General features: G+C 60.5%; 18 protein-coding genes. 12 read left to right on the plus strand and 6 right to left on the minus strand.

Annotation, left to right across the window (positions count from 1 at the left end; genetic code table 11):
- Nucleotides 1-109: 109 nt before the first annotated feature.
- From VNX23_RS29855 to VNX23_RS29870, 4 genes are all read right to left on the minus strand, one after another.
- Nucleotides 110-1,450, minus strand: a complete 1,341-nt coding sequence (locus VNX23_RS29855) for a TRAP transporter large permease (protein WP_325635278.1) — start codon at nucleotides 1,448-1,450, stop codon at nucleotides 110-112.
- Nucleotides 1,447-2,031 (minus strand): TRAP transporter small permease, encoded by a 585-nt coding sequence (locus VNX23_RS29860; protein ID WP_325635280.1) that lies wholly within the window; start codon nucleotides 2,029-2,031, stop codon nucleotides 1,447-1,449. Before VNX23_RS29860 ends, VNX23_RS29855 begins: the two co-directional genes overlap by 4 nt.
- A gap of 192 nt (nucleotides 2,032-2,223) precedes the next feature.
- Entirely contained in the window at nucleotides 2,224-3,222 is a 999-nt protein-coding gene (locus VNX23_RS29865) for a TRAP transporter substrate-binding protein (protein ID WP_325635282.1), read from the minus strand.
- 94 nt (nucleotides 3,223-3,316) lie between these two features.
- Nucleotides 3,317-5,020, minus strand: coding sequence for an IlvD/Edd family dehydratase (locus VNX23_RS29870; RefSeq protein WP_325635284.1), 1,704 nt, complete (start codon nucleotides 5,018-5,020; stop codon nucleotides 3,317-3,319).
- Nucleotides 5,021-5,255: 235 nt separating this feature from the next.
- Between VNX23_RS29870 and VNX23_RS29875 the strand changes: the two genes are divergently transcribed.
- The 10 genes from VNX23_RS29875 (at nucleotide 5,256) to VNX23_RS29920 (ending at nucleotide 16,125) form a co-directional block, all read left to right on the plus strand.
- A complete protein-coding gene (locus VNX23_RS29875) occupies nucleotides 5,256-6,971 on the plus strand; it encodes an FAD-binding protein (RefSeq protein ID WP_325635286.1) in 1,716 nt (571 codons plus the stop codon).
- A gap of 2 nt (nucleotides 6,972-6,973) precedes the next feature.
- Complete coding sequence (locus tag VNX23_RS29880; protein ID WP_325635315.1) at nucleotides 6,974-8,011, plus strand: succinate dehydrogenase/fumarate reductase iron-sulfur subunit; 1,038 nt, start codon at nucleotides 6,974-6,976, stop codon at nucleotides 8,009-8,011.
- Nucleotides 8,008-8,901: a CoB--CoM heterodisulfide reductase iron-sulfur subunit B family protein gene (locus VNX23_RS29885; RefSeq protein ID WP_325635288.1), complete on the plus strand. Its 894-nt coding sequence runs from the start codon at nucleotides 8,008-8,010 to the stop codon at nucleotides 8,899-8,901. The genes VNX23_RS29880 and VNX23_RS29885 overlap by 4 nt, the downstream gene beginning before the upstream one ends.
- 94 nt (nucleotides 8,902-8,995) lie before the next feature.
- Nucleotides 8,996-9,856, plus strand: a complete 861-nt coding sequence (locus VNX23_RS29890; RefSeq protein ID WP_325635290.1) for a branched-chain amino acid ABC transporter permease — start codon at nucleotides 8,996-8,998, stop codon at nucleotides 9,854-9,856.
- Nucleotides 9,853-10,869 (plus strand): branched-chain amino acid ABC transporter permease, encoded by a 1,017-nt coding sequence (locus VNX23_RS29895; protein WP_325635292.1) that lies wholly within the window; start codon nucleotides 9,853-9,855, stop codon nucleotides 10,867-10,869. Before VNX23_RS29890 ends, VNX23_RS29895 begins: the two co-directional genes overlap by 4 nt.
- Nucleotides 10,866-11,645, plus strand: a complete 780-nt coding sequence (locus VNX23_RS29900) for an ABC transporter ATP-binding protein (protein WP_325635294.1) — start codon at nucleotides 10,866-10,868, stop codon at nucleotides 11,643-11,645. The genes VNX23_RS29895 and VNX23_RS29900 overlap by 4 nt, the downstream gene beginning before the upstream one ends.
- Nucleotides 11,638-12,336, plus strand: coding sequence for an ABC transporter ATP-binding protein (locus VNX23_RS29905; protein WP_325635296.1), 699 nt, complete (start codon nucleotides 11,638-11,640; stop codon nucleotides 12,334-12,336). The genes VNX23_RS29900 and VNX23_RS29905 overlap by 8 nt, the downstream gene beginning before the upstream one ends.
- A gap of 28 nt (nucleotides 12,337-12,364) precedes the next feature.
- Complete coding sequence (locus tag VNX23_RS29910) at nucleotides 12,365-13,642, plus strand: ABC transporter substrate-binding protein (protein WP_325635298.1); 1,278 nt, start codon at nucleotides 12,365-12,367, stop codon at nucleotides 13,640-13,642.
- Between the two features lie 406 nt (nucleotides 13,643-14,048).
- Entirely contained in the window at nucleotides 14,049-15,449 is a 1,401-nt protein-coding gene (locus tag VNX23_RS29915; RefSeq protein WP_325635300.1) for a selenium-binding protein SBP56-related protein, read from the plus strand.
- A gap of 82 nt (nucleotides 15,450-15,531) precedes the next feature.
- The gene (locus tag VNX23_RS29920; protein ID WP_414643109.1) at nucleotides 15,532-16,125 is read left to right on the plus strand and encodes a hypothetical protein; all 594 of its coding nucleotides are present in this window, start codon (nucleotides 15,532-15,534) and stop codon (nucleotides 16,123-16,125) included.
- Nucleotides 16,126-16,241: 116 nt separating this feature from the next.
- On the opposite strand, the gene VNX23_RS29925 is transcribed toward VNX23_RS29920, so the two are convergent.
- Nucleotides 16,242-17,603, minus strand: coding sequence for an adenylate/guanylate cyclase domain-containing protein (locus VNX23_RS29925; RefSeq protein ID WP_325635304.1), 1,362 nt, complete (start codon nucleotides 17,601-17,603; stop codon nucleotides 16,242-16,244).
- Between the two features lie 239 nt (nucleotides 17,604-17,842).
- On the opposite strand from VNX23_RS29925, the gene VNX23_RS29930 reads away from it, so the two are divergent.
- Nucleotides 17,843-18,835 carry an ABC transporter substrate-binding protein gene (locus VNX23_RS29930; RefSeq protein ID WP_325635305.1) on the plus strand — a complete coding sequence of 331 codons (993 nt, stop codon included), beginning with the start codon at nucleotides 17,843-17,845 and terminating at the stop codon, nucleotides 18,833-18,835.
- Nucleotides 18,836-18,880: 45 nt separating this feature from the next.
- Here the strand turns inward: VNX23_RS29930 and VNX23_RS29935 are convergent, their stop codons facing one another.
- Nucleotides 18,881-19,699 carry an NAD(P)-dependent oxidoreductase gene (locus VNX23_RS29935; RefSeq protein WP_325635306.1) on the minus strand — a complete coding sequence of 273 codons (819 nt, stop codon included), beginning with the start codon at nucleotides 19,697-19,699 and terminating at the stop codon, nucleotides 18,881-18,883.
- Between the two features lie 236 nt (nucleotides 19,700-19,935).
- On the opposite strand from VNX23_RS29935, the gene VNX23_RS29940 reads away from it, so the two are divergent.
- A partial coding sequence (locus tag VNX23_RS29940) for an SMP-30/gluconolactonase/LRE family protein (protein ID WP_325635307.1) occupies nucleotides 19,936-20,527 on the plus strand: 592 nt, incomplete at its 3' end.

The raw sequence follows: 20,527 nt of genomic DNA on the forward strand, positions 1-20,527 counted from the left end.
CCAGGCGCAGACCCGGAATCCATACTCCCGATCGTGGCTATGGATTCCGGGTTCGCCGCTATCGCGGGCGCCCCGGAATGACGGCGAGTTGTCGTTGGGCTGCCGGTTCTCAATTCGGGCAGATGTACCCGGCTCCCGACGGCGACTTGAAGCAGCCGACCGATTCCGGAATGACATGTTTCGGCAGCCACAGCACCACGCTCGGGAAATAGATAGTGAAGGTGATGGTGACCAGAAACACGACATAGATCGGCAGCGCCGCGCGCAACGCCTTCGCAAAACCGACACCGACGAATTTCGACGCCATCAGCAGCACCAACCCATATGGCGGCGTGATCAGGCCGAACGCCAGCGTTGCGATCAGCACCACTCCCATGTGGACGCCATTGATGTCGCCGGCTTGCGTCAACGCGTTCACCAGCGGCATGAAGATGATGATGGTCGGTACCGGCTCGATGAAATCGCCGACCACCGTGAACAGCAGCACCATGAGCAGCATGATGAATTGCGGATTGTTGCCGGCAATCGAGGTGATCCAGTCGGCGATGACAATCGCGCCACGCAGGTAGGCGAGCATCCAGCCGAAAGCGTTGGCGGCGCCGATCGTGATCAGCGGCAGCGAGAAGATCAGGCCGGCAAGGCAAAAGTCGTAGGGAATCTTTTTGAAGTGTCCGCGATTGAGCGCGGGGATCACGACGGTGATGATCCAGATCACCGCTACCACGCCGGCTTCCGTCGGCGTGAACCAGCCGGTGAGAATGCCACCGAGAAGAATAACGGGAATCATCAACGGCAGCGCGGCGTCGCCGGCCGCGAACACCACCTGACGCAAAGGCGCGCGCGGCTTGCGCATGCCGGAGGGTCCGAAGAAATAGCAATAGATCATCAGGCCGAAGCCGATCATGAATCCCGGCACGACGCCGGCCATGAAGAGACCTGCGATCGAGACGTTGCCGACCGCGCCATAGACCACCGCCGTGATGCTCGGCGGCACCAGGGCGGCGATGGTGGATGCGGAAGCGATGATCGCTGCGATAAAGGCAGGCTGGTAGCCTTCGCGCCGCATCGGTCCGCCCAGGGCGCGGCTCATCACCGCGACGTCGGCGGTGGTCGATCCCGACATTTCCGAGAAGAACATGCTGAAGACCACGACGACCTGCGACAGGCCGCCCCTGATATGTCCGACCAGCGACAGCGACAGATTGGCGATTCTCACCACCACATTTGCGGAACTCATGAGTTCGCCGACCAGCAGGAAAAACGGAATCGCAAGCAGCGCTTCCGAATCCACGCCGTCGAAGATTTTCTGAACGATCGCCGCCAGCGAAACGTCGGTCAGAAGCGCGCCAATGAAGACGCCCGCCATCAGCGAAAACGGCACCGGCACGCCGAGATAGCCGAAGAACAGGAAGCAGAACGACATCAGCGCCAGGACAAGCGGTGCACTCACGGCCGCGGCCTCGCCGGAAGCGCGGTCTCGACCGGTGATATCGAAAGCCCCTCGTCGGGCGGCTCGCGATGGTCAAATCCATGGCGGATGCCGTTGACGAGCTGCTCGATCGTGAACAAGCCGACCAGCACGCCCGAGAAAGGTATGGCCGCATAAAGCGAGGCGATCGGCGTTCCCGAGGGGAGACGAAAGCTGCCAAAGCCCCGCAGGTAATTGATGTAGCCAAACCAAATCAGGCAGAACGCTACCCCCAGCACCACGATGCGGATGAGAATCTCGACGATCAGACGTGGCGTCCCGTGCATCGATTCGGAAATCGCGGTCAGATACAGGTGATCATTGCGGCGGGTGGCAACCGCAGCACCAATGAAGATCGCGTAGATGAAGAGGGTCGAGGTGACCTCCTGCAGCCACAGCCAGGGGTGACCGATCGTGCGCGTGACAATGTCGAACATTACCGAGAGCGAGAAGCCGAAGCACAGGACTCCGCACAGTATCATCAGCGCAAGTTCGAGCCGGTCGAACGCCCGCCATTTCAGATGACGCTGCCGCTGCAGCACCAGTTTGTCGGCGATGGACATTGATTCCACTTGCTCCGTCGACGTTAACGACTCACCCTCCTCTCGATGGGGAGGGTCGGCTCACATTGAGTGAAAACGAAATGTGAGACGGGGTGGGGTGAAGCTACAAACGAGCCAATCACCCCGCCCCGCCGCTCACGTCGTTCACGGCGACCCTCCCCCTCCAGGGGAGGGTGAAGAAAGAGAAACAGCCTAATTGATCGCCCTGATCAGCGTCTTGATCTTTTCGGCGTGCGGGCCCAGCTCCTTGGCAAGCTTGTCGAGGTAAGGATCGGCGATGACAGTAAATCCCGATTTGTCGACGTCGGGCACGACCTTGACCCCGATCGACTTCAGCTTCTCCAGCGATTGATGCTCGAGCTCGATCGCCCTGGCCGGCTGAGTGCGGTTGACCTCGTCGGCCGCCGCCTGCACCCAGCCCTGCTGCTCCGCCGTCAGGCTGTTCCACAATTTATCGCTGACCCAGACGAGGCTGTTGTTGGCCTCGTGCTCGGTCAGCGACAGCACCGGCGCGACTTCATAATGCTTGTTGGCGAGATAGACGTTGATGCCATTTTCGGCGACGTCCACCACGCCGGTCTGCAGCGAGGTATAGACGCTGCCGAATGGCATGTGGACGATCTGCGCGCCATAGGCAGGAAACATCGTGTCTTCCGTCGGCGTCGCCTGCACGCGCACCTTCAGTCCCTTGATATCGTCGATCTTCCTGATCTCGCGCTTTGAGTACATGTGGCGAAGACCCAGCGTTGCGAGTCCGATGACGTGGGCGCCCTGCACCGTATCCGCAATCATCGCCTTGACAGCCTTCGACACTTCAGGATCGCCGATCGCCTTGATCAGGTGCGCCTCCGAGCGGAACAGGAAGTGCATCGACATCACGCCGGCCTGCGGCGACAGGGTCGCGGCATTGGCAGAGGACGAAATGCAGAACTCGACGTCGCCGGCTTTCACCAGCTGCAGCACCTGCGGTTCCTGCCCAAGCTGCGCGCCCGGATATTGATCGATCAGCATGGTGCCCTTGCTGAGCGTCTTGAGCTTGTCGGCGAAAATATCGCCGAGGATTCCGTAGCCCGTCGTCTTCGGCTGGTCGTAGGCAAAGCGGTAATGCTTCGCCTCCTGCGCATGCGCGCTTGCGGTGAACAAGACCGATGCCGCGGCAAAAACCGCAACGATACCCCGCGGGACGCTCATTCTGCCCTCCCCTCTCTTGATTTTTTCAATCATCCCATCGGCCTTGTCGGGATGTCAATCGAACTGAGGGTGAAGATGCGCTTCCTCCTCTCGCCTACCCCTTTCCTTTGGCGCGCATGAAATCGAAGTCGCAGCCCTCATCGGCCTGCAGAATGGTTTCGTTGAACAGGTACGAGTAGCCGCGCCTGGCCCAATCCGGCGTTGGCAGCTTCATCGCGTTACGGCGCCTCGCAAGCTCGGCATCGTCGACCAACAGGTCGATGCTGCGCCCGGCGACGTCGAGCCGGATCATGTCGCCATTCTTGACCAGCGCCAGGGGACCGCCGACCGCGGATTCCGGGGTAATATGCAGCACGATGGTGCCGAACGCCGTGCCGCTCATCCGCGCGTCCGAAATCCGCACCATGTCCTTGACGCCGGCGCGAGCGAGCTTCTTCGGGATCGGCAGGTAACCCGCCTCCGGCATGCCCGGAGCGCCCTTGGGTCCGGCGTTGCGCAGGACCAGCACGTCGTCGGGACCAACGTCGAGCGCGGGATCGTCGAGGCGCTGGGTCAGGTCTTCCACCGACTCGAACACCACTGCGCGACCCGTATGCTGCAACAGTTTAGCCGTCGCCGCCGCATGCTTGATCACGGCGCCGCGTGGCGCGAGATTGCCATGCAGCACGGCAAGCCCGCCTTCCGGCTTGATCGGATTTTTGCGCGCGCGGATGACATCCTGCCCCGGCACCTCTTCGGCGCGCGCGACGACCTCGCGCAAGGTCGCCCCGGTAATCGTCCTGGCGTCCAGATCGATCAGGTCGCCGAGCTGGGCGATCAGTTTCGGTAACCCGCCGGCATGATGGAAATGCTCCATGTAATGCGCGCCGGTCGGCTTGAGGTCGATCAAAACAGGCACTTCGCGGCCAAGCCTGTCGAAGGCTTCAAGGTCTATGCGGTGCGCCGTGCGGTTCGCAATCGCGGTCAAATGAATGAGACCGTTGGTCGAGCCGCCGATCGCCTGCAGCACCACTTGTGCATTCCGGAACGACGACTTCCTCAGCAATTCGCTGGGCTTCGGTCCCCTGGCTTTGGCCAATTCGGCCGCGACCTTGCCGCTCGCCTCTGCCAGGCGAAAGCGCTCGGCATGCGGGGCCGGAATGGTCGCGCTCATCGGCAGCGACAGGCCGAGCGATTCCGTGATGCAGGCCATGGTGCTCGCGGTGCCCATTACCATGCAGGTGCCCACCGAAGGCGCGAGCCGGCCATTGACGGCTTCGATCTCGTCATCATCGATTTCGCCGGCGCGGTATTTCGCCCACAGCCGCCGGCAATCGGTGCAGGCGCCGAGCACCTCGCCCTTGTGGTGCCCGACCACCATCGGCCCCACCGGAATGACGACGGTCGGAAGATCGGCGCTGACGGCGGCCATGATCTGCGCCGGCAAGGTCTTGTCGCAGCCGCCGATGACCACCACGGCGTCCATCGGCTGGGCGCGGATCATCTCCTCGGTATCCATCGCCATCAGGTTGCGCAGGTACATCGAGGTCGGATGCGAAAAGCTTTCCGCGATCGAGATGGTCGGAAACACCATTGGCATCGCGCCCGACAGCATCACACCGCGTTTCACCGCCTCCAGGATCTGGGGCACGTTGCCATGACAGGGATTGTAATCGCTGTAGGTGTTGGTAATGCCGACGATCGGGCGGTTCAGCGCATCGTCCGAATACCCCATCGCCTTGATGAAGACCTTGCGCAGGAACAGCGAAAAACCCGCATCGCCATAACTCGTCAGCCCCTTGCGCAGCCCGTCAGCCATGGTGGCAATATCCTTTTAAATTCGACTTGTTTGACGTCCCAGTTTTGAAGCCCGCAGCATGATTGTCAATAAAGGCCAACAGGTCGCCAAAGGTCCTCGATCCATCAGCGCGCGATCATTTTGGCTGCTTCTCCCACAACGCGATGTTCCCTGTCGAAAAACCTGCGCCAAAGGCTTCCCGTCGAGGAAATCTGGCGCATAGTGGACAACGACAGCCGGGCCTTGAGGACGCCAAATGCAGGTCATAACGACCGATGTTGCCGTAATCGGCGGAGGTGCAGCCGGCTGCTATGCCGCGCTCAACCTGGCTGAGCGGGGCATCAAGCCTTTGATCATCTGCAAGGGGCTGGTCGGCAAGAGCGGAGCGTCGCTGTTCGCAGGCAATCTCGTGATCTCCGGCCGGGCTCTGGGCAACAGCGAAGAGAACGCCCGCAATACGGCCGAGTTCCTGATCAAGTATCACAACCAGTTCCTGATCGATCAGAAATGGGCGCAGCGCTGCGGCCAGTGGATCGAAAAGGTCTATTACCCTGAGCTGGAAGAAGCAGGCCTCTACTTCCGCCGCGACGATTCCGGCGAGGTCGTCACGAGCCCGGGGAAGATCCGCAGCATCGCCGCCAATGTTCAGGGCAATTCGGGCGTGCCGTTCATGGATCTGCGCCGCAAGCAGGTGATCAAGGCAGGGATTGCGCGAATGGAGGAGACGGTCGCCACCTCTCTCCTGAGCAACGGCGACGGCTCGGTCGCCGGCGTCTTCTGCCTCAACACCATCACCGGCGAATATACGGCCGTGATCGCGCGCGCGGTCATTCTGGCGACCGGCTACTCCGATCGCCTGCACACCCGCTCCACCGGGACGCGAGAGATGTCGGCAGACGGGATCGCGATGGCGTGGCGGCTAGGTGCAACCCTGGTCAACATGGAAATGCAGTGGTGGCACACCAACGACCTGGCGCACCCTCCGTGCTGGCAGCGGATGCAAATCTATCCAAACCCGATGCTCGGCTCGGAAAAATCGGCACGAATGCTCAACTCGGCGGGCGAGGAGTTCTTCAACCAGCAGCAGGACGATCCGCTGGCCTTCGGCCCCTACACCGTGCAGCTGAAAGCGCTGGTCAAGCAGGTTCGTGCCGGCAAGGCCCGTTACGAGGGCGGTTACTATGCGGGTTTCGACCATTGCGATGCGGCGGAAGTCGAGACCTATACGACCTATGGCAAGACCTTTCGCCAGCTCGGCCTGCCATTTCCCGCAACCTTGGCCGAGACGGCGGTCTCCTCGCACTACCGGCAGGGCGGCATCGATGTCGACACCAGCACCATGCGTTCATCGATTCCCGGGCTCTATGCCGCAGGCGGCGTCGGCGGTCACAGCAATGGTCTGATCGGCCTTGCAACCTATGACGGGCGGGTGGTTGCCGAAGGTGTCGCAAAGGACATTGCGACGGCCAGGATCTCCTCCGTGCCGCAAGCGCAGATCGAGGCGGAATGCCGCCGGCTGGACCGTTTGCGCGCCTCTTCCGGCGGCGGGTCCTCGCCGTGCAGGCTGAAGGAACAGTTGCGGGCGGTGATGTGGGAAAAGGTCGGCGTCGAGAAGAACGCTTCCGACCTTAAGTCGGCGCTCGACGATATCGAGCGGATTCGCCTCGAGCTGTTACCCGGCATGAAAATCAGCAACACTGCAAGAACGGTCAACTACGAGTGGCTGGACGCGATCGACCTGGTCAATATGGTCGATGTCTGCGAGCTCGTCATCCACTCCTCGCTCGAGCGCAAGGAGAGCCGCGGACCGTTCATTCGACAGGATTTCCCGTTGACCGACAACGACAATTGGCTCGCCGCCAATGTTCTGAGGAAATCCGGCAATGGCATGAAATTCGAGAAACGGCCCTATGACCTGCCGCTATTTGCGCCCGGCTTTTCCAGAAAAGATAACCTTGAGGTCTCCTGGTGACAATGGTTCCTCCCGGCGACGTTCCGGTGCCCGTTCTTCTGGCCGTTGACGGCCGCCGGTTGGGGCAAGTCGAACAGCACGACACGCTGGCCGCGCGCAATTCCCGGCTGGCGCCGGGCGATCTCTTGACGCTCAGGGTGCGCCGGTCCGAGATCACCGCAGGCGGCGACGTCTACCAGGAGTTTCGGGTGCCGTACCAGAAATGGATGAGGGTGCTGGACGCCCTGAACTGGATTGCGGAGAATGCGGCCCCTGATCTGGCGTTTCGATGGTTCTGCGGATCGAAGATGTGCGGAACCTGCGCGGTCCGAATGAACGGCCGCGAGGTGCTTGCCTGCTGGGAGGCGGTCGAGCCGAACATGGTCATCGAGCCGCTGCGCAACTTGCCCGTCGTTCGCGATCTCGTCGTCGATCGAACCCGCTACGAAGAAAAGGTCGCAAGTCTTCAGCCGTGGATCGAGCGCCATGAGCCTTACGCAGGGTTCCCCGAGCCGCTCACCCACAAGCAGATGAAGAACGCTTCCAAGGCGCTCGATTGCATCAGTTGCATGTGCTGCTACTCGGCCTGTCCGGTCATCGGCCTCGGAAACCTGACCGATTTCGCCGGTCCCGCGCCGCTGGTTCAGTTGGGCCAGACCGCGCTTGATCCACGCAGTAATCCGCAGAAGGTCAGGCGATCGATTGAGCTGACCGGGATATTCAATTGCGTGTCCTGTTACAAATGCGAGGAGGCATGTCCGGCGCATATCCCGATCGTCAGTGGGGTTATCGAACCGTTGAAGGCAAAGGCGGCGCAACTTAATCCCGAAATGGCGAGGCATCCATTTGCCCTGCGCGACATCGTTGCCCGCCGTGGCCGGGTTGATCCCGGCGAACTGGTGCTGAGGGTTCAGGGGCTGCGAGGCTTGCGCAATCTGACGCGGCTATGGCGGTTGTTCGCGCGCCGCAAGATCGACCCGATCAAGACGCTGCTCGGGATCAAAACCAGCGCGGCCGGGGCGGCCGCCCGCCTTTTGGGCGGTGGAGCGGGCAAGCCATGAAATTCGCCTATTACCCGGGCTGTTCCGCGCGCAGCACCTGTGCCGAACTCAACGAGGCGACGCACCTTGTGGCGAAAAGGCTCGGGCTCGATCTGGTGCAACTGGAATCGGCCACCTGCACCGGCGCGCGCGAATTGCGCGCGATCGATCCGGCCGGCTTTTATGCCCTCAACGTCCGCATCTTGGCGCTGGCGGAAAGCCATGGCCTGCCCCTGATGACGATCTGCAATACCTGCACGCTCAATGTGCTCGATGCGCACGCAGCCTTTGTCAGCGATCCCGAACTCGCAAGATCGGTCAATGCAAGGCTTGCGGACGAGAACCTGCACTACAGCGGACGCACCAAGATCAGCCACTTCCTCTGGGTGTTGCATGAGGAAATCGGCGAGCAGCGGTTGAGCCAGCAGGTGGTCAATCCGCTCAAAGGTCTGAGCGTCGCAGCCTTTTACGGCTGCCATATCACTCGTCCGCCGGCGCATTACGGGTTTGTCGATTCACGGAACAACCGCGCCCTTGAACGGCTTGCCGAAATCCTGGGCTGCCAGCCGATCGAATATAGCGGGCGCGCCGAATGCTGCGGATTTCATACAGCCGCCCACGACGAGAGAGTTGCGATCAAGCTGACCGGCAAACAGGTCCTTGCCGCGAAGAAAGGGGGTGCAACGACCATGGTCACACCATGCCCGCTTTGTCACACCGTCCTCGACAGTTTTCAGCCCGAGATGGAAAAGGACATCGCGCAGAAACTCGACATGCCGGTTCTGCACCTTCCGCAACTCGTCGGGTTGGCGCTCGGATTGTCACCGGAACAATTGAAGATCGACCACCACATGGTGCCGGCGGGCGTGCTCGATCGTTATGCAGCGGCTGCATCGAACGCGCCAAAGTAGCCGCGGGATGCCTCTTGGCCCTTGCGTGGAAGTGCTGAAGGTCGGATGCTGCCGCGTCGGGTTTTTGCGGCATGGCCATGGGTTACGGCTGAAGATGAAAGACACGGTACTTCTGCTGGCGATGAATGGGCTGATTTGGGGGCTGATCATTGCGCTCATCGCGCTCGGGCTTTCGATCATCTTCGGTCTGCTTGACATCATCAACATCGCGCATGGCGATTTCTTCATGGTCGGTACGGTGCTGGCATGGTTCAGCCTGTCGGTGACGGGCAATTTCTGGATCGGCTTTCTGGTCGCGCCGCTGATCGGCTTTCTCCTCGGCGCCATCATCCAGCGCCTCGTCATCCAGCCGATCCATGGCGTGGCCGCTCTATCGATCGTCGCGACCTTCGGGCTCTCCCTCATCCTTCAGGAAACCGTTCGGATCACCTTCGGGGCTACGCCACGGCGGATACTGGCGCCGATTCAGGGGACCGTTCCCCTGTTCGGGGTCGACTACGAGATCTATCGCCTGTTCGCGGCGGCGGTCGCACTGGCGGCTCTGGCCGGCTTCTTTTTCTTCCTGCAGCACACCCGGCTCGGAATCTGGATGCGGGCCGTGCGGCACGACCGCGAGACGGCCATCGCAATGGGCATCCCGGCCAGGCGCGTCTATGTGATGACCTTCGGGATCGGCTTTGCGCTCGCCGCTTTTGGTGGAGCGGTGGCTGCGCCGATCACCACGGTTGATTTTCGTGGCGGCGTCGACGTGCTGCCCTTCTGTTTCATGGCTGTCATTATCGGAGGGCTCGGCAACCTGCCGGGTACGGTGGCGGCCGCGGTTCTGCTGTCATTTCTCGAGGGGCTGATCCAGAGCGTCGCTGATCCGACCATTGCGCGAATTTCTTCGCTGGTGTTGATGAGCGCGGTGTTGCTGCTGCGGCCGCAGGGGCTGTTCGGGGGTTTCACGAAATGAGGCGGCGGTCCATCGAGATGGCGCTCGCGGCGGCAGGCGCGGCATTCCTGGTCACGGTGCCGTGGTCGATCCCGGCGCTGATCGACAATTTCTGGGTCAGCGTGATCACGGAGATCCTGATCTGGTCGCTGTTTGCCGCCAGCGTCAACCTGCTGTTCGGCTATGTCGGGCTGTTGTCGTTCGGGCAGGCGCTTTATTTCGGCTTCGGCATGTATGGCGTCGCGCTGGGCATCGATCGCCTTGGCCTGTCGTTCTGGCCGGCGTTCGGGCTCGGCATCGCCGCAGCCATGACCATGGCCCTGGTTTCCGGGATCTTCGCGGTGCGCCTGAGTTGGCACTATTTCGCGATCATTACCGTGGTGTTCTCGCTGATCTTCTATTTTCTGGCGGTATCGATGAAGCCTTTGACCGGCGGCGACGATGGCATCAATTTCACACTGCCGCCGGTCTTCAGGTTCGACGGCAAGGCAATCGGTCTCACCGATCCGACCTTCCAGTATTTCTTTGTTCTGGCGGTGGTGTCGCTTTGCTTCTTCCTGATGTACAGGCTGATCAACAGCCCGCTCGGCAAGGGCTTTCTGGCGATCCGCGACAACAACCTTCGCGCCTCGCTGATCGGCCTCAATGTCTATGCGCTGCGGCTGATCGCATTCGTCATGGCAGGTTGTCTGGCCGGTGTATCCGGAGCGCTGTTCGCCTTTTTCGGCCGCTACGCCTCCGCCACCTACATGTTTTACCAGGTCTCCGGCGAAGCCGTGGTCTGGACCATTGTCGGCGGCGCGGGCACGATGTTTGGACCGCTGGTCGGAACCGCCCTGTTCATCGTGATCCGCGAGATCGTTTCCAGCCACTGGGAGCATCACTCGCTGATCGTAGGCTTGCTGGCGATCCTGTCGGTGATTTTCGCGCCCAGGGGGATCGTCGGTCTCTGGAACAGCTGGATGATCCGGCTCACCGGGCGTGAGACCGTCAAAAAGGCGCCGTCACGCCTGACCCTGCGAGCCGAACCATGAGCGAGCCCGTTCTGCAAACCGAGAATCTGACCAAGCGGTTTGGCGGCTTGACCGCGATCGACAACCTCAGCATCAGTCTTTCGCCTGCCAGGATTCACGCCATCATCGGCCCGAACGGCGCCGGGAAGACAACATTCTTCAACCTTGTAACGGGCCTTCTCAGTCCGAGCAGCGGCCGGATATTCTTTCGCGGCCGCGACATTACCGGATGCAGGCCGTATGTCATCAGCCGAATGGGGATCAAGCGGACCCTTCAGGTCAAGAGCGTGTTTCCGGACCTCAACGTTGCCGACAATCTCTGGATCACAAGGCAGGCGCGAAACCGGTTCCTGAATCCGTTCCGCGCCGCCGCTGGCGACAGGGATACAAGAATGCGTGTCGAGCAGACGCTCGAGCAGATCGGCCTCACCGCTCTGGCAGAGCGTCCGGCCGGTACCCTGTCCTATGGTGACGTCGCGATGCTCGAGATCGGCATGGCACTGATTTCCGAGCCGAGCCTGCTTCTGCTGGACGAGCCCACTTGCGGCATGAGCCCTGCCGAGACCAGCCGCGCGGTTGCGAAAATCCGCGATCTGGCGCACACCATCGACATTGTCATCATCGAGCACGACATGGACGTCGTCTTCGGTATCGCCGACGACATCACCGTTTTTGCACAAGGGGCGATCCTGGCCAGCGGCAATCCGGCGGCGATTGTCGACGATGAACGCGTTCTCGAAGCCTATCTCGGTCGCCCGGAGGATGAGGACTTCATGGAGGAGGCCTTAAATGCTTAGCCTCCGGGACGTTCACGTCCATCTCGGCAAGCTGCACATTCTCCAGGGTGTCAACCTCGAGGTGAAGTCGGGAGAATCCGCCGCCCTGCTCGGACGCAACGGCGTCGGCAAGACCACGACGCTGCGTGCGATCATGGGATTGGTGTCGAAGACGAGCGGGATGATCGAGTTCGACGAACTGGATCTTTCCAACTACCCTGCGCACGAAATTGCCGGCAAGGGTATCGGCTACGTGCCGCAGGGCCGAGGCATTTTCCCCGGTCTTTCGGTTCTGGAAAATCTGAACATCGCCCTCAAGGGCAAGCGTGACCGGGAGCGCGAGGACTATGTCTTTGCCTGCTTTCCGAGACTCAAGGAACGCCTGAAGCAAGCGGGCAACACGCTCTCGGGCGGCGAGCAGCAGATGCTGGCCATCGCGCGCTGTCTGATGATGCGCCCTAGGCTCATCATCCTCGATGAGCCGACCGAGGGGATCATGCCTCGGCTGGTGTCGCAGATCAGGCGTGAGATACACCGCATCAATCAGGGCGGGGTATCGATACTGCTGGTCGAGCAGAATGTCGAAACCGCGCTAAAACTGTGCTCAAGCGTGTTTCTTATGGAAAAAGGCGCTATTGTCCATTCGGGCACGTCGCACGAACTTAAAAATCAGCCGGAAATAGTGCAGCGTTATCTCGGACTTTCGCAATAATTCAGCCGTTTTAGGGAGGGATGTGAACATGGCAAGGAAACTATCGCGCCGCAGCTTCCTCGAATGCGCCCTGGCGGGCGGCGCGGCCGCCGGCACGGCCAATCTCACCGTCATGCGCGACGCATTCGCGCAGGCTTCCGGGCCAATCGTCATCGGGCATCATTGCGACATCACGGGCGCGATAGGGTCGTGGGGCGTGTGGCACGACAAGGCGGCCAAAGCGGCAGTGGACCTGATCAACCAGGGTGGCGGAATTGCCGGTCGAAAGGTGGAACTGGCGACCGAGGACACCGAATCCAACCCTGCGAGCGGCGCGCGCAAGCTGCGCAACCTCATTCAACGCACCAATGCTGAATTCATCATCGGCTCGGTTCATTCCGGCGTGATGCTGGCGGCAATCCCGATCGCGAGCGAACTCAAGACCATCTACTTCTCGACCGGCGAGGCGACGGAAGCCACAGGCAGCAAAGGCACGCGCTTTTCCTTCCGCACGGGCACCGACACCTATTCCATTGCAGCGGCCAGTCTGCCCTGGTGTGTCGAGAATTTGGGCAAGGTCTGGACCATCATTTATGCAGATTATGCCTGGGGCCAGAGCACGTCGCAGGAATCCAAGGTCTATATCGAGCGTGCCGGCGGCAAGGTCCTCAACGCCATTCCGGTGCCGCTCGATGCCAAGGATTTCGTGCCTTATCTGGCGCAGGTTTCCGCCGATACCGAGGTATTGCTGCCGGCGTTCATCGGTTCGCTGTCGGTTGCGTTTTATACCCAGGCCAAGAGCATGGGACTCGACAAGAAGATGAAGATGTATTCCTCGTCGGCCAGCATCGAGGCGATTGCGCCGGACGACATCAAGGGCGCGGCGGAGGGAGTGTATTTCTTCGAGAATTTTCCGCGTCAGCTCAAGGCAAAGGACGACGGCTTTCACAAAGAGTTCAACAAGCTACTCGGTATCGACGATGTCGACGCCCGCGAGATCGGGGGTAGCCGCGTGATGGACAAAAGTCACGGCTGGCAGGCCTGGGAGGACATCTTCGCGCTCAAACAGGCGATCGAGGCTTCCGGCTACAAGACGCGCAAGGACGTCGAGGGTGTCATCCGTGCGCTTGAAGGCATGCAGATGACGAATTCGCTCGCCCATCCGCAAGGCGACAAGATCATCCGCAAGGAGGACCACGTCGGCATCATCGATTGCTATATCAGCCGCGTGGAAAACGGAAAGCTCGAGGTCAAGAAGCGAATTCCGAAGGAGGAACTCGCCAAAAACATGCCGCTGCGCCATAACCTCTCGGAAATGCCTGTTTGAAGGTCGCAGAAGGCGCCTGACAAAGGCAGCTTTTGAGGCGCCTGCTTCGGTCCCGACGAGACGGCGGCGCGTACGGGCACGTCCTCATTACGGGCACGTCCTCATAAAGATGAGGTAATCGGCCGGCCCAGCTTGTGGATGGCTGAAGATTTTGGGTGCTGCGCTCGAGCGCGCCGAACACGCGTCGGCTGCCGAACCGATCGATGCGACTCTCCGTCGCACATGCTCCGAATTTGATTGCCCGCGAGAAAAGGACTCTCACGATAGCGCCCGTTGAGAAACGTGCATGATGCCGCAACTGGCATCTTCAGCGGATTGAACTATCAAGTAATCTGCAATTTGTTTGTTCCTCGCTTCAAATTTCTAAGCGCTTTTGGCACAACGACAGATAGCGGGAGATAGTACGATGACGATCAGACCTGATCCCACGTTTTACGCATCGCCCAAACTTGCAATGGAAGCGCCGCCCGAGAACTTTGCCTACACCCTGCTGCTCAGTCCGGATTTCTCGAGGCCGGACGCGCTCGCGGTGATCGATGTGAAAAGGGGATCGCCGACCTACAGTCAAATCGTTCACACCGTGACGATGCCGAACAAGGGTGACGAGTTTCATCATTTCGGCTGGAACGCCTGCTCCTCGGCGCTGTCTCCGCTCACCGGGCATGCGTTCATCGAGCGACGCTATCTCATCATCCCGGGGATGCGTTCGTCCCGCATCTACATCGTGGATACCAAACCCGACCCGACAAAGGCGAAGATTCACAAGATCATTGAGCCTGAAGAAGTGTTCAAGAAGACGGGCTACTCGCGGCCACACACCATCCATTGCGGACCGGAAGGCATTTACGTCTCTACGCTCGGCGGCAGCGGCAAGGATGGTACGGATGGACCTCCGGGTGTGTTCATCATGGATTGCGAGACCTTCGAGGTCCTCGGTCGCTGGGAGATCGACCGCGGTCCGCAGAAGAGGCATTACGATTTCTGGTGGAATCTGCCGCGCGACTACATGGTGACGAGCGAGTGGGGGCTGCCACCACAGTTCGAGAATGGAATTGTCCCTGAGGACCTGCTGTCGAACAAGTACGGCCACTCCCTTCATTTCTGGGATCTGCGCGCGCGGCGCAACGTCCAGACCATTGATCTTGGCGCGAACCACCAGATGGTGCTCGAAGTGCGTCCCGCTCACGATCCCGTCAAGGAGTATGGCTTCGCGGGCGTCGTCGTCGATACCACCAACCTCGAGGGCTCGATCTGGACCTGGTGGCGCGAAGGAGGAAAATTCCACGCCGAAAAGACCGTAACGATTCCGCCGGAACCGGCAGACAAGGAAAAACTGCCACCCCTGCTGCAAGGCTTCGGCGCGGTGCCGCCGCTGGTCACCGACATCGACCTGTCGATGGATGACCGCTTCCTCTACGTCGCCTGTTGGGGAACCGGCGAGATGCGGCAATACGACGTCAGCGATCCGCGCAAGCCGAAGCTGGCAGGCTCCGTGCATATCGGCGGGATCGCGCGGCGCACGCCTCATCCCAACGGCAAGCCGTTTGGCGGCGGGCCGCAGATGGTTGAAATCAGCCGTGACAGCAAGCGGGTTTATTGGACAAACTCGCTCTACTCGACATGGGATGAGCAATTCTATCCTGGCGGTTTTGCGGGCGCCGGGGTCATGGCCAATGTCGGTGCGAATGGCGGGCTGGAACTGGCGAGGGATTATTGGGTGAGCTTCCCCGACGGATACCGCCCACATCAAATCCGGCTGGAGGGCGGCGATTGCTCGACGGACTCTTTCTGCTATCCGTCGGTCTGAATTGGCAGGCTCGCAGTCCACATCCGCCTGGCTGTGGCTCGCCATTATTGTGAGCGGCCTCTACCACGGGATCAATCCCGGCATGGGGTGGCCGCTCGCGGTTGCTGCGGGACTCATGGACAAGAGCCCGCGCGCGCTGCTTGCCGCGCTCTGGCCGCTGTCGATCGGACATCTTGCGGCGATGCTGGTGGTGCTGTTGCCGTTCGCGCTGCTGCTCGTGCTCGCTCAGTGGCAGCATCAGATCCAGGCCGGCGCCAGCCTGCTCGTCATCGGCTTCGGCATCTGGCGGCTGCTTAATCCCCGCCATCCGCGCTTGCTCGCGAGGATAAGGCCCAATCATCTGGCGCTCTGGTCATTCGCGGTGGCCATCGCGCATGGCGCGGGCCTGATGCTCGTTCCGATCTATCTCGGGCTTTGCCAGACTGCCGGTGCCGACTCCGGCCACGAATCGGCGGCGATCCTTTCCGCGGCAAATCTGGAAATGGCGATGATCGTTTCCGTCGTCCACACCCTCGCCATGGTTTCGGCCGGCGGATGCTCGGCGTGGCTGGTCTACCGATATCTCGGCCTGCGATTTGTTTCGCAAAGCTGGTTCAACCTCGATACCGTCTGGGCGCTCAGCCTCATTCTGGTCGGTGCTGTCGCGCTCGCCATCGCTCTCGCGGACTTGCATTGACCACGACGGCCTGCACAAGCCGAGCGCGACGACTTGCGTGAAGTTTGCCGAGTCGAAACAAGACGTTGCTTCAGGAAAGGTGTGCATCGGTATCGATTGCACCGCGTATTTGCAATTTAGCTGCAGGCCGGATTGAGCCGCCACACACGGGTTAGTCCCTTGCCTTTGATGTCTATGAAATCCGGTCCATCGAAGGAGTAGATGTTGGCCAGCGCCGTTGCGACGGCATCCGTGACCTGGATTTGTCCTGCGACGCCGCAGCTTTCCATCCGACTGGCTACGTTTACGGTATCGCCCCAGACGTCGAAGCTAAATTTTGACTCGCCAATTACTCCCGCAGCCACGGGCCCGGCGTGAACTCCAATTCGGATCGATAGTGTACCGCTATCCGGCACCCGCACCTTGGCGACTTCGCTCAACATTTCCAGAGCTGCCCGCATTAGCTTCTTGAGATGCTCCGGGTCTGTGTTTGGAATTCCTGACGCGACCATGTAGCAATCGCCGATGGTCTTGATCTTCTCGAGCCCATAACGCGCGACGATGCGATCAAAACGGGCGAACAGGTCATTCAACAGGCCGACGACGTCAGTCGGGCTCATCTTCGCCGACAATTCGGTGAAGCCAACAAGGTCCGCAAACAGCAGGCTGGCAGCCGAAAAATTGTCAGCGATCACCGCTTCTCCTCGCAGCTTGCGCGCAGCGATCGTTGGCGGCAGGATGTTGTGCAGCAACACTCTGATGCGCTCTTCCGCCGCGGTCAGGTCGACCTGCCTGAGCCATGCGACACGCATGGTTCGATCCAGGCAATAGGCGCCAATCCCGACCAGCGAAATCACCGTGAACAGCCAGGTTCCATTAAACAGAATGACGAGGGCGGGCTCTGGCCAGAACACGGTCGCAGTAATGAAAAACAGGAAGATTGTGATCAGCGCGAGCAGCATCCCTTCGACAAAGCTCATCATTGCGAGCCCGAAGCACACGATCCCTTGCGTCATCGAGATCGCCAGCGGCGAATAATAGGGAAGTGATATCGGGGACATTGTCGCTATAACGAGCGTCAAGCATACGATATTGAAGGCAAATATTGCGAATCCGGCAGGCTCGACCCAACGGCCGGGCTTCAGGAGCAAAGTGGTGATGAATGACGCAGTCGTCACGAAAATAGCGATGAGCCTGACCGCAAGGAGAGCCTCGGAGCGATCGTGGATGGTGAGTGCATTAAGGAGTGTGAATATGATCCAGAGCGCCGACCCGGCCAACGATAGCATCTGCATGACTGCATGTCGGAACGGTCGAAGTGACTCGCGATAGCGTCGCTCCAGGACGGGATCATTAAAATGAAGCGTCAGCGCCTCTATTCTACGTTTGCTTTGCTCGCTCTGCACCATAGCGAACCTCGCTAACAGGCAGTCTGAACCGAACGTCATTCTCGCTAGAAACCTCAGCTTCGGGCTGAGACACCTGAATTGGTACAGCACCTCCGTGCGAAAGCGCAGCGGCTTAGTGTCTCACCTCGTTCCGCGAGCGCTCCTCGGCTGGCAATGTGTGTCGTGCAGCCATCTTGATGGTGGTCACATCGTGCGTGCTCAGAAGCGATTTTTCGCGGAAATCGACGGCCCGATGTCCTGCAGGATCGATCAGCACGATTTCTTTGGCACAGCTGCAAGCGAGCCCAGCGCGTGATAGATTGTCGCAAGAACAAGCCGGAGAAGCGCCGATGTCTGACATTATGCGCCGGGCGTTCATCTCGCTGCTCGGTGGGGCGGCGATCTGGCCGTTAACCGCGCGCGCGGAAAAGAGCTCCGCGTTGAGGCGTGTCGGCGTAGTCATGGGTTTCGCCGAGGACGACGAGGTTTGGCAGACCTATCTCAAGACCTTCAGACAAGCGTTGCAGGACCTCGGCTGGGCCGAGGGGCGCAACATCCGCTTCGACTATCGCTTCACCGGCGACAGCGAGGAACGGATGCGTGGCATGGTCAAGGAGATTGTAGGGCTCGCGCCTGATGTGATCCTTGTCTCCACGAATTCGGTGGTCGCGGCGGCACTGAACGCCACGCGCTCCATCCCCATCGTCTTTACCTGGGTATCCGACCCGGTCGGGAGCGGATTTGTCGCCAACCTGCCTCATCCCGGCGGAAATATCACTGGCTTCCACAATTTCGAGCCGGAAATCGCCGGGAAGTGGCTGCGCTATCTAAGTCAGATCGCGCCCGGGCTGCGCCGTATTGCTGTCGTGCACGTTCCGGAAATAGCTCCGAATGTGGCCTTCCTGCGCGTGATCGAATCCATGGGCCCCCAAATGGGGATCGCCGTGAGCCCAGCCGAGGTTCGCAATGCCGCCGACATCGAGCAAGTGCTGTCGGCATTCAAAGAGCAAGGCGGCGGCGTCATCGTGACGCCGAGCGCCCTGACGGCGACGCGGCGAGATCTTATTATCAGTCTCGCAGCCCGCTTTGGCTTGCCGGCGATCTATTCGTTCGGCTTCTATGCCGAAAGCGGTGGCTTGATCTCGTATGGAATCAATCAGCTGGAGCAGGTACGATCGGCCGCGTCCTACGTCGACCGCATTCTGCGGGGCGCAAGCCCCGGAGACCTGCCGGTTCAGCTTCCGCTCAAATACGAACTCATCATCAATCTCAAGACGGCGGCGGCACTCGGGCTTAGCGTATCCAACTCGCTTCAATTGCTCGCCGACCAGGTGATCGAATGATGCGGCGGCTTCCTTCGCGAACCTGAGTGGCCCGAGGAACAGGTTCTATTTCAAATCGAAAATCCCGCTCCTGTCGCCGTCGAACTCCATGCCGCAGAACGTGCCGCCCTGGTAGAAGTCGCCGACCGGATCTGGCTTGAGCTTGGCCTGCTCGGCAAAGGCATGCTCGCGAAAATCCTCAGCGCGGCCGGTCGGGCGATAGCCGAGGTCGAAGGCGCGGTGGTTGTCCCACCACGAGCGCTCGTTGTGCGAGGCGCCGTAGAAAATCTCGAAATGAATGTCGGGATGCTCCAGGCCAATTCGGCATAGTTGCACCAGGTCTTCCGGCTTCAGCCAGATCGAAAGCCGGCGGTGATCGATCGGCTTCTCGCCAAAATTGCCGATCCGGATGCAGGTGACCTTGATGCCGTGCTTGTCGGCATAGAGCGCGCCGACCGCTTCGCCGAAAACCTTGCTGACCCCGTAGCGGCTGTCGGGCCGCGCCGTCACGTCGGTGCCGATCCGGTGATAGCGCGGATAGAAGCCGACCGCATGGTTGGATGAGGCGAACACAATGCGTTTGACGACTTTCCTGCGCGCCGCCTCGAACAGGTTGTAGCAGCCGATGATATTGGACTGCAGGATGGTGTCCCACGGGCCCTCGACCGAATATCCGCCGAAATGCAGGATGCCGTCGACGCCTTCGCAGACAGCTTCCACCTCGGCGAGATCGGACAATTCCGCCGCCTTGAATTTTTCGTTCCTGCCGAGATCGGCGGGCGGCTTCAGGTCGCTCAACACGAGGTCCGGATAGATCGGCGGCAACAATTTTCGCAAACTAGTGCCAATTCCCCCAGACGCGCCGGTCATCAATATGCGTGGCATTCATCGCTCCCTGTCGCGAAATTGAAATCAGTATGGCGCCGCGAGCCCGAGGCGGCAAGGTGAAAGGATCGCCGTCATTGCGAGGAGCGCAAGCGACGCGGCAATCCAGTTTGCTTTCTCACTATGGATTGCTTCGCATTCGCTCGCAATGACGGAAGGAGCCGCTTGCCGCCGCGAACGGGCGATGCTAGCAGACGCGGTACCAGGCGAGGAATCCACAGCAACGAGAACAGAAAATGTCCGACAAACCCGCTCGCCCCGGCTGGCAGCCGGCGACGCAATATCCCGATCCCGCCATCTGCGCGCTCGATCCGCGCTTTGAAAAATACTGGCTGAAACTGTCGGCCGTCGAAAGACTGGCCACAGGACTGCGCTGGGCCGAAGGCCCGGTATGGGTGGGCGACGGGCGATATCTATTGTGCAGCGACATTCCCAACCAGCGCATCATCAAATGGGAAGAGGAAACCGGCAACGTCAGCCTCTACCGCAAGCCGTCGAATTTCGGCAACGGCAACACCCGCGACCGCCAGGGGCGCCTGATCACTTGCGAGCATGGCGGGCGCCGCGTGACCCGAACCGAATATGACGGTTCGATTACCGTGCTGATCGATTCCTTCAACGGCAAGAGGCTGAATTCCCCCAACGACGTCGTCGTGAAATCCGACGGCTCGATCTGGCTCACCGATCCAGTCTTCGGCCTGCTCGGCAACTACGAAGGCTATGTCGCGGAGTCCGAGATCGACGCCAACGTCTACCGGATCGATGGCGCCACTAACAAAGTCACCATCGTCGCCGAAGGTGTGCTCGGGCCGAACGGACTTTGTTTCT

The organism is Bradyrhizobium sp. (assembly GCF_035570375.1).
In the GTDB taxonomy this organism is placed as follows: Bacteria; Pseudomonadota; Alphaproteobacteria; order Rhizobiales; family Xanthobacteraceae; genus Bradyrhizobium.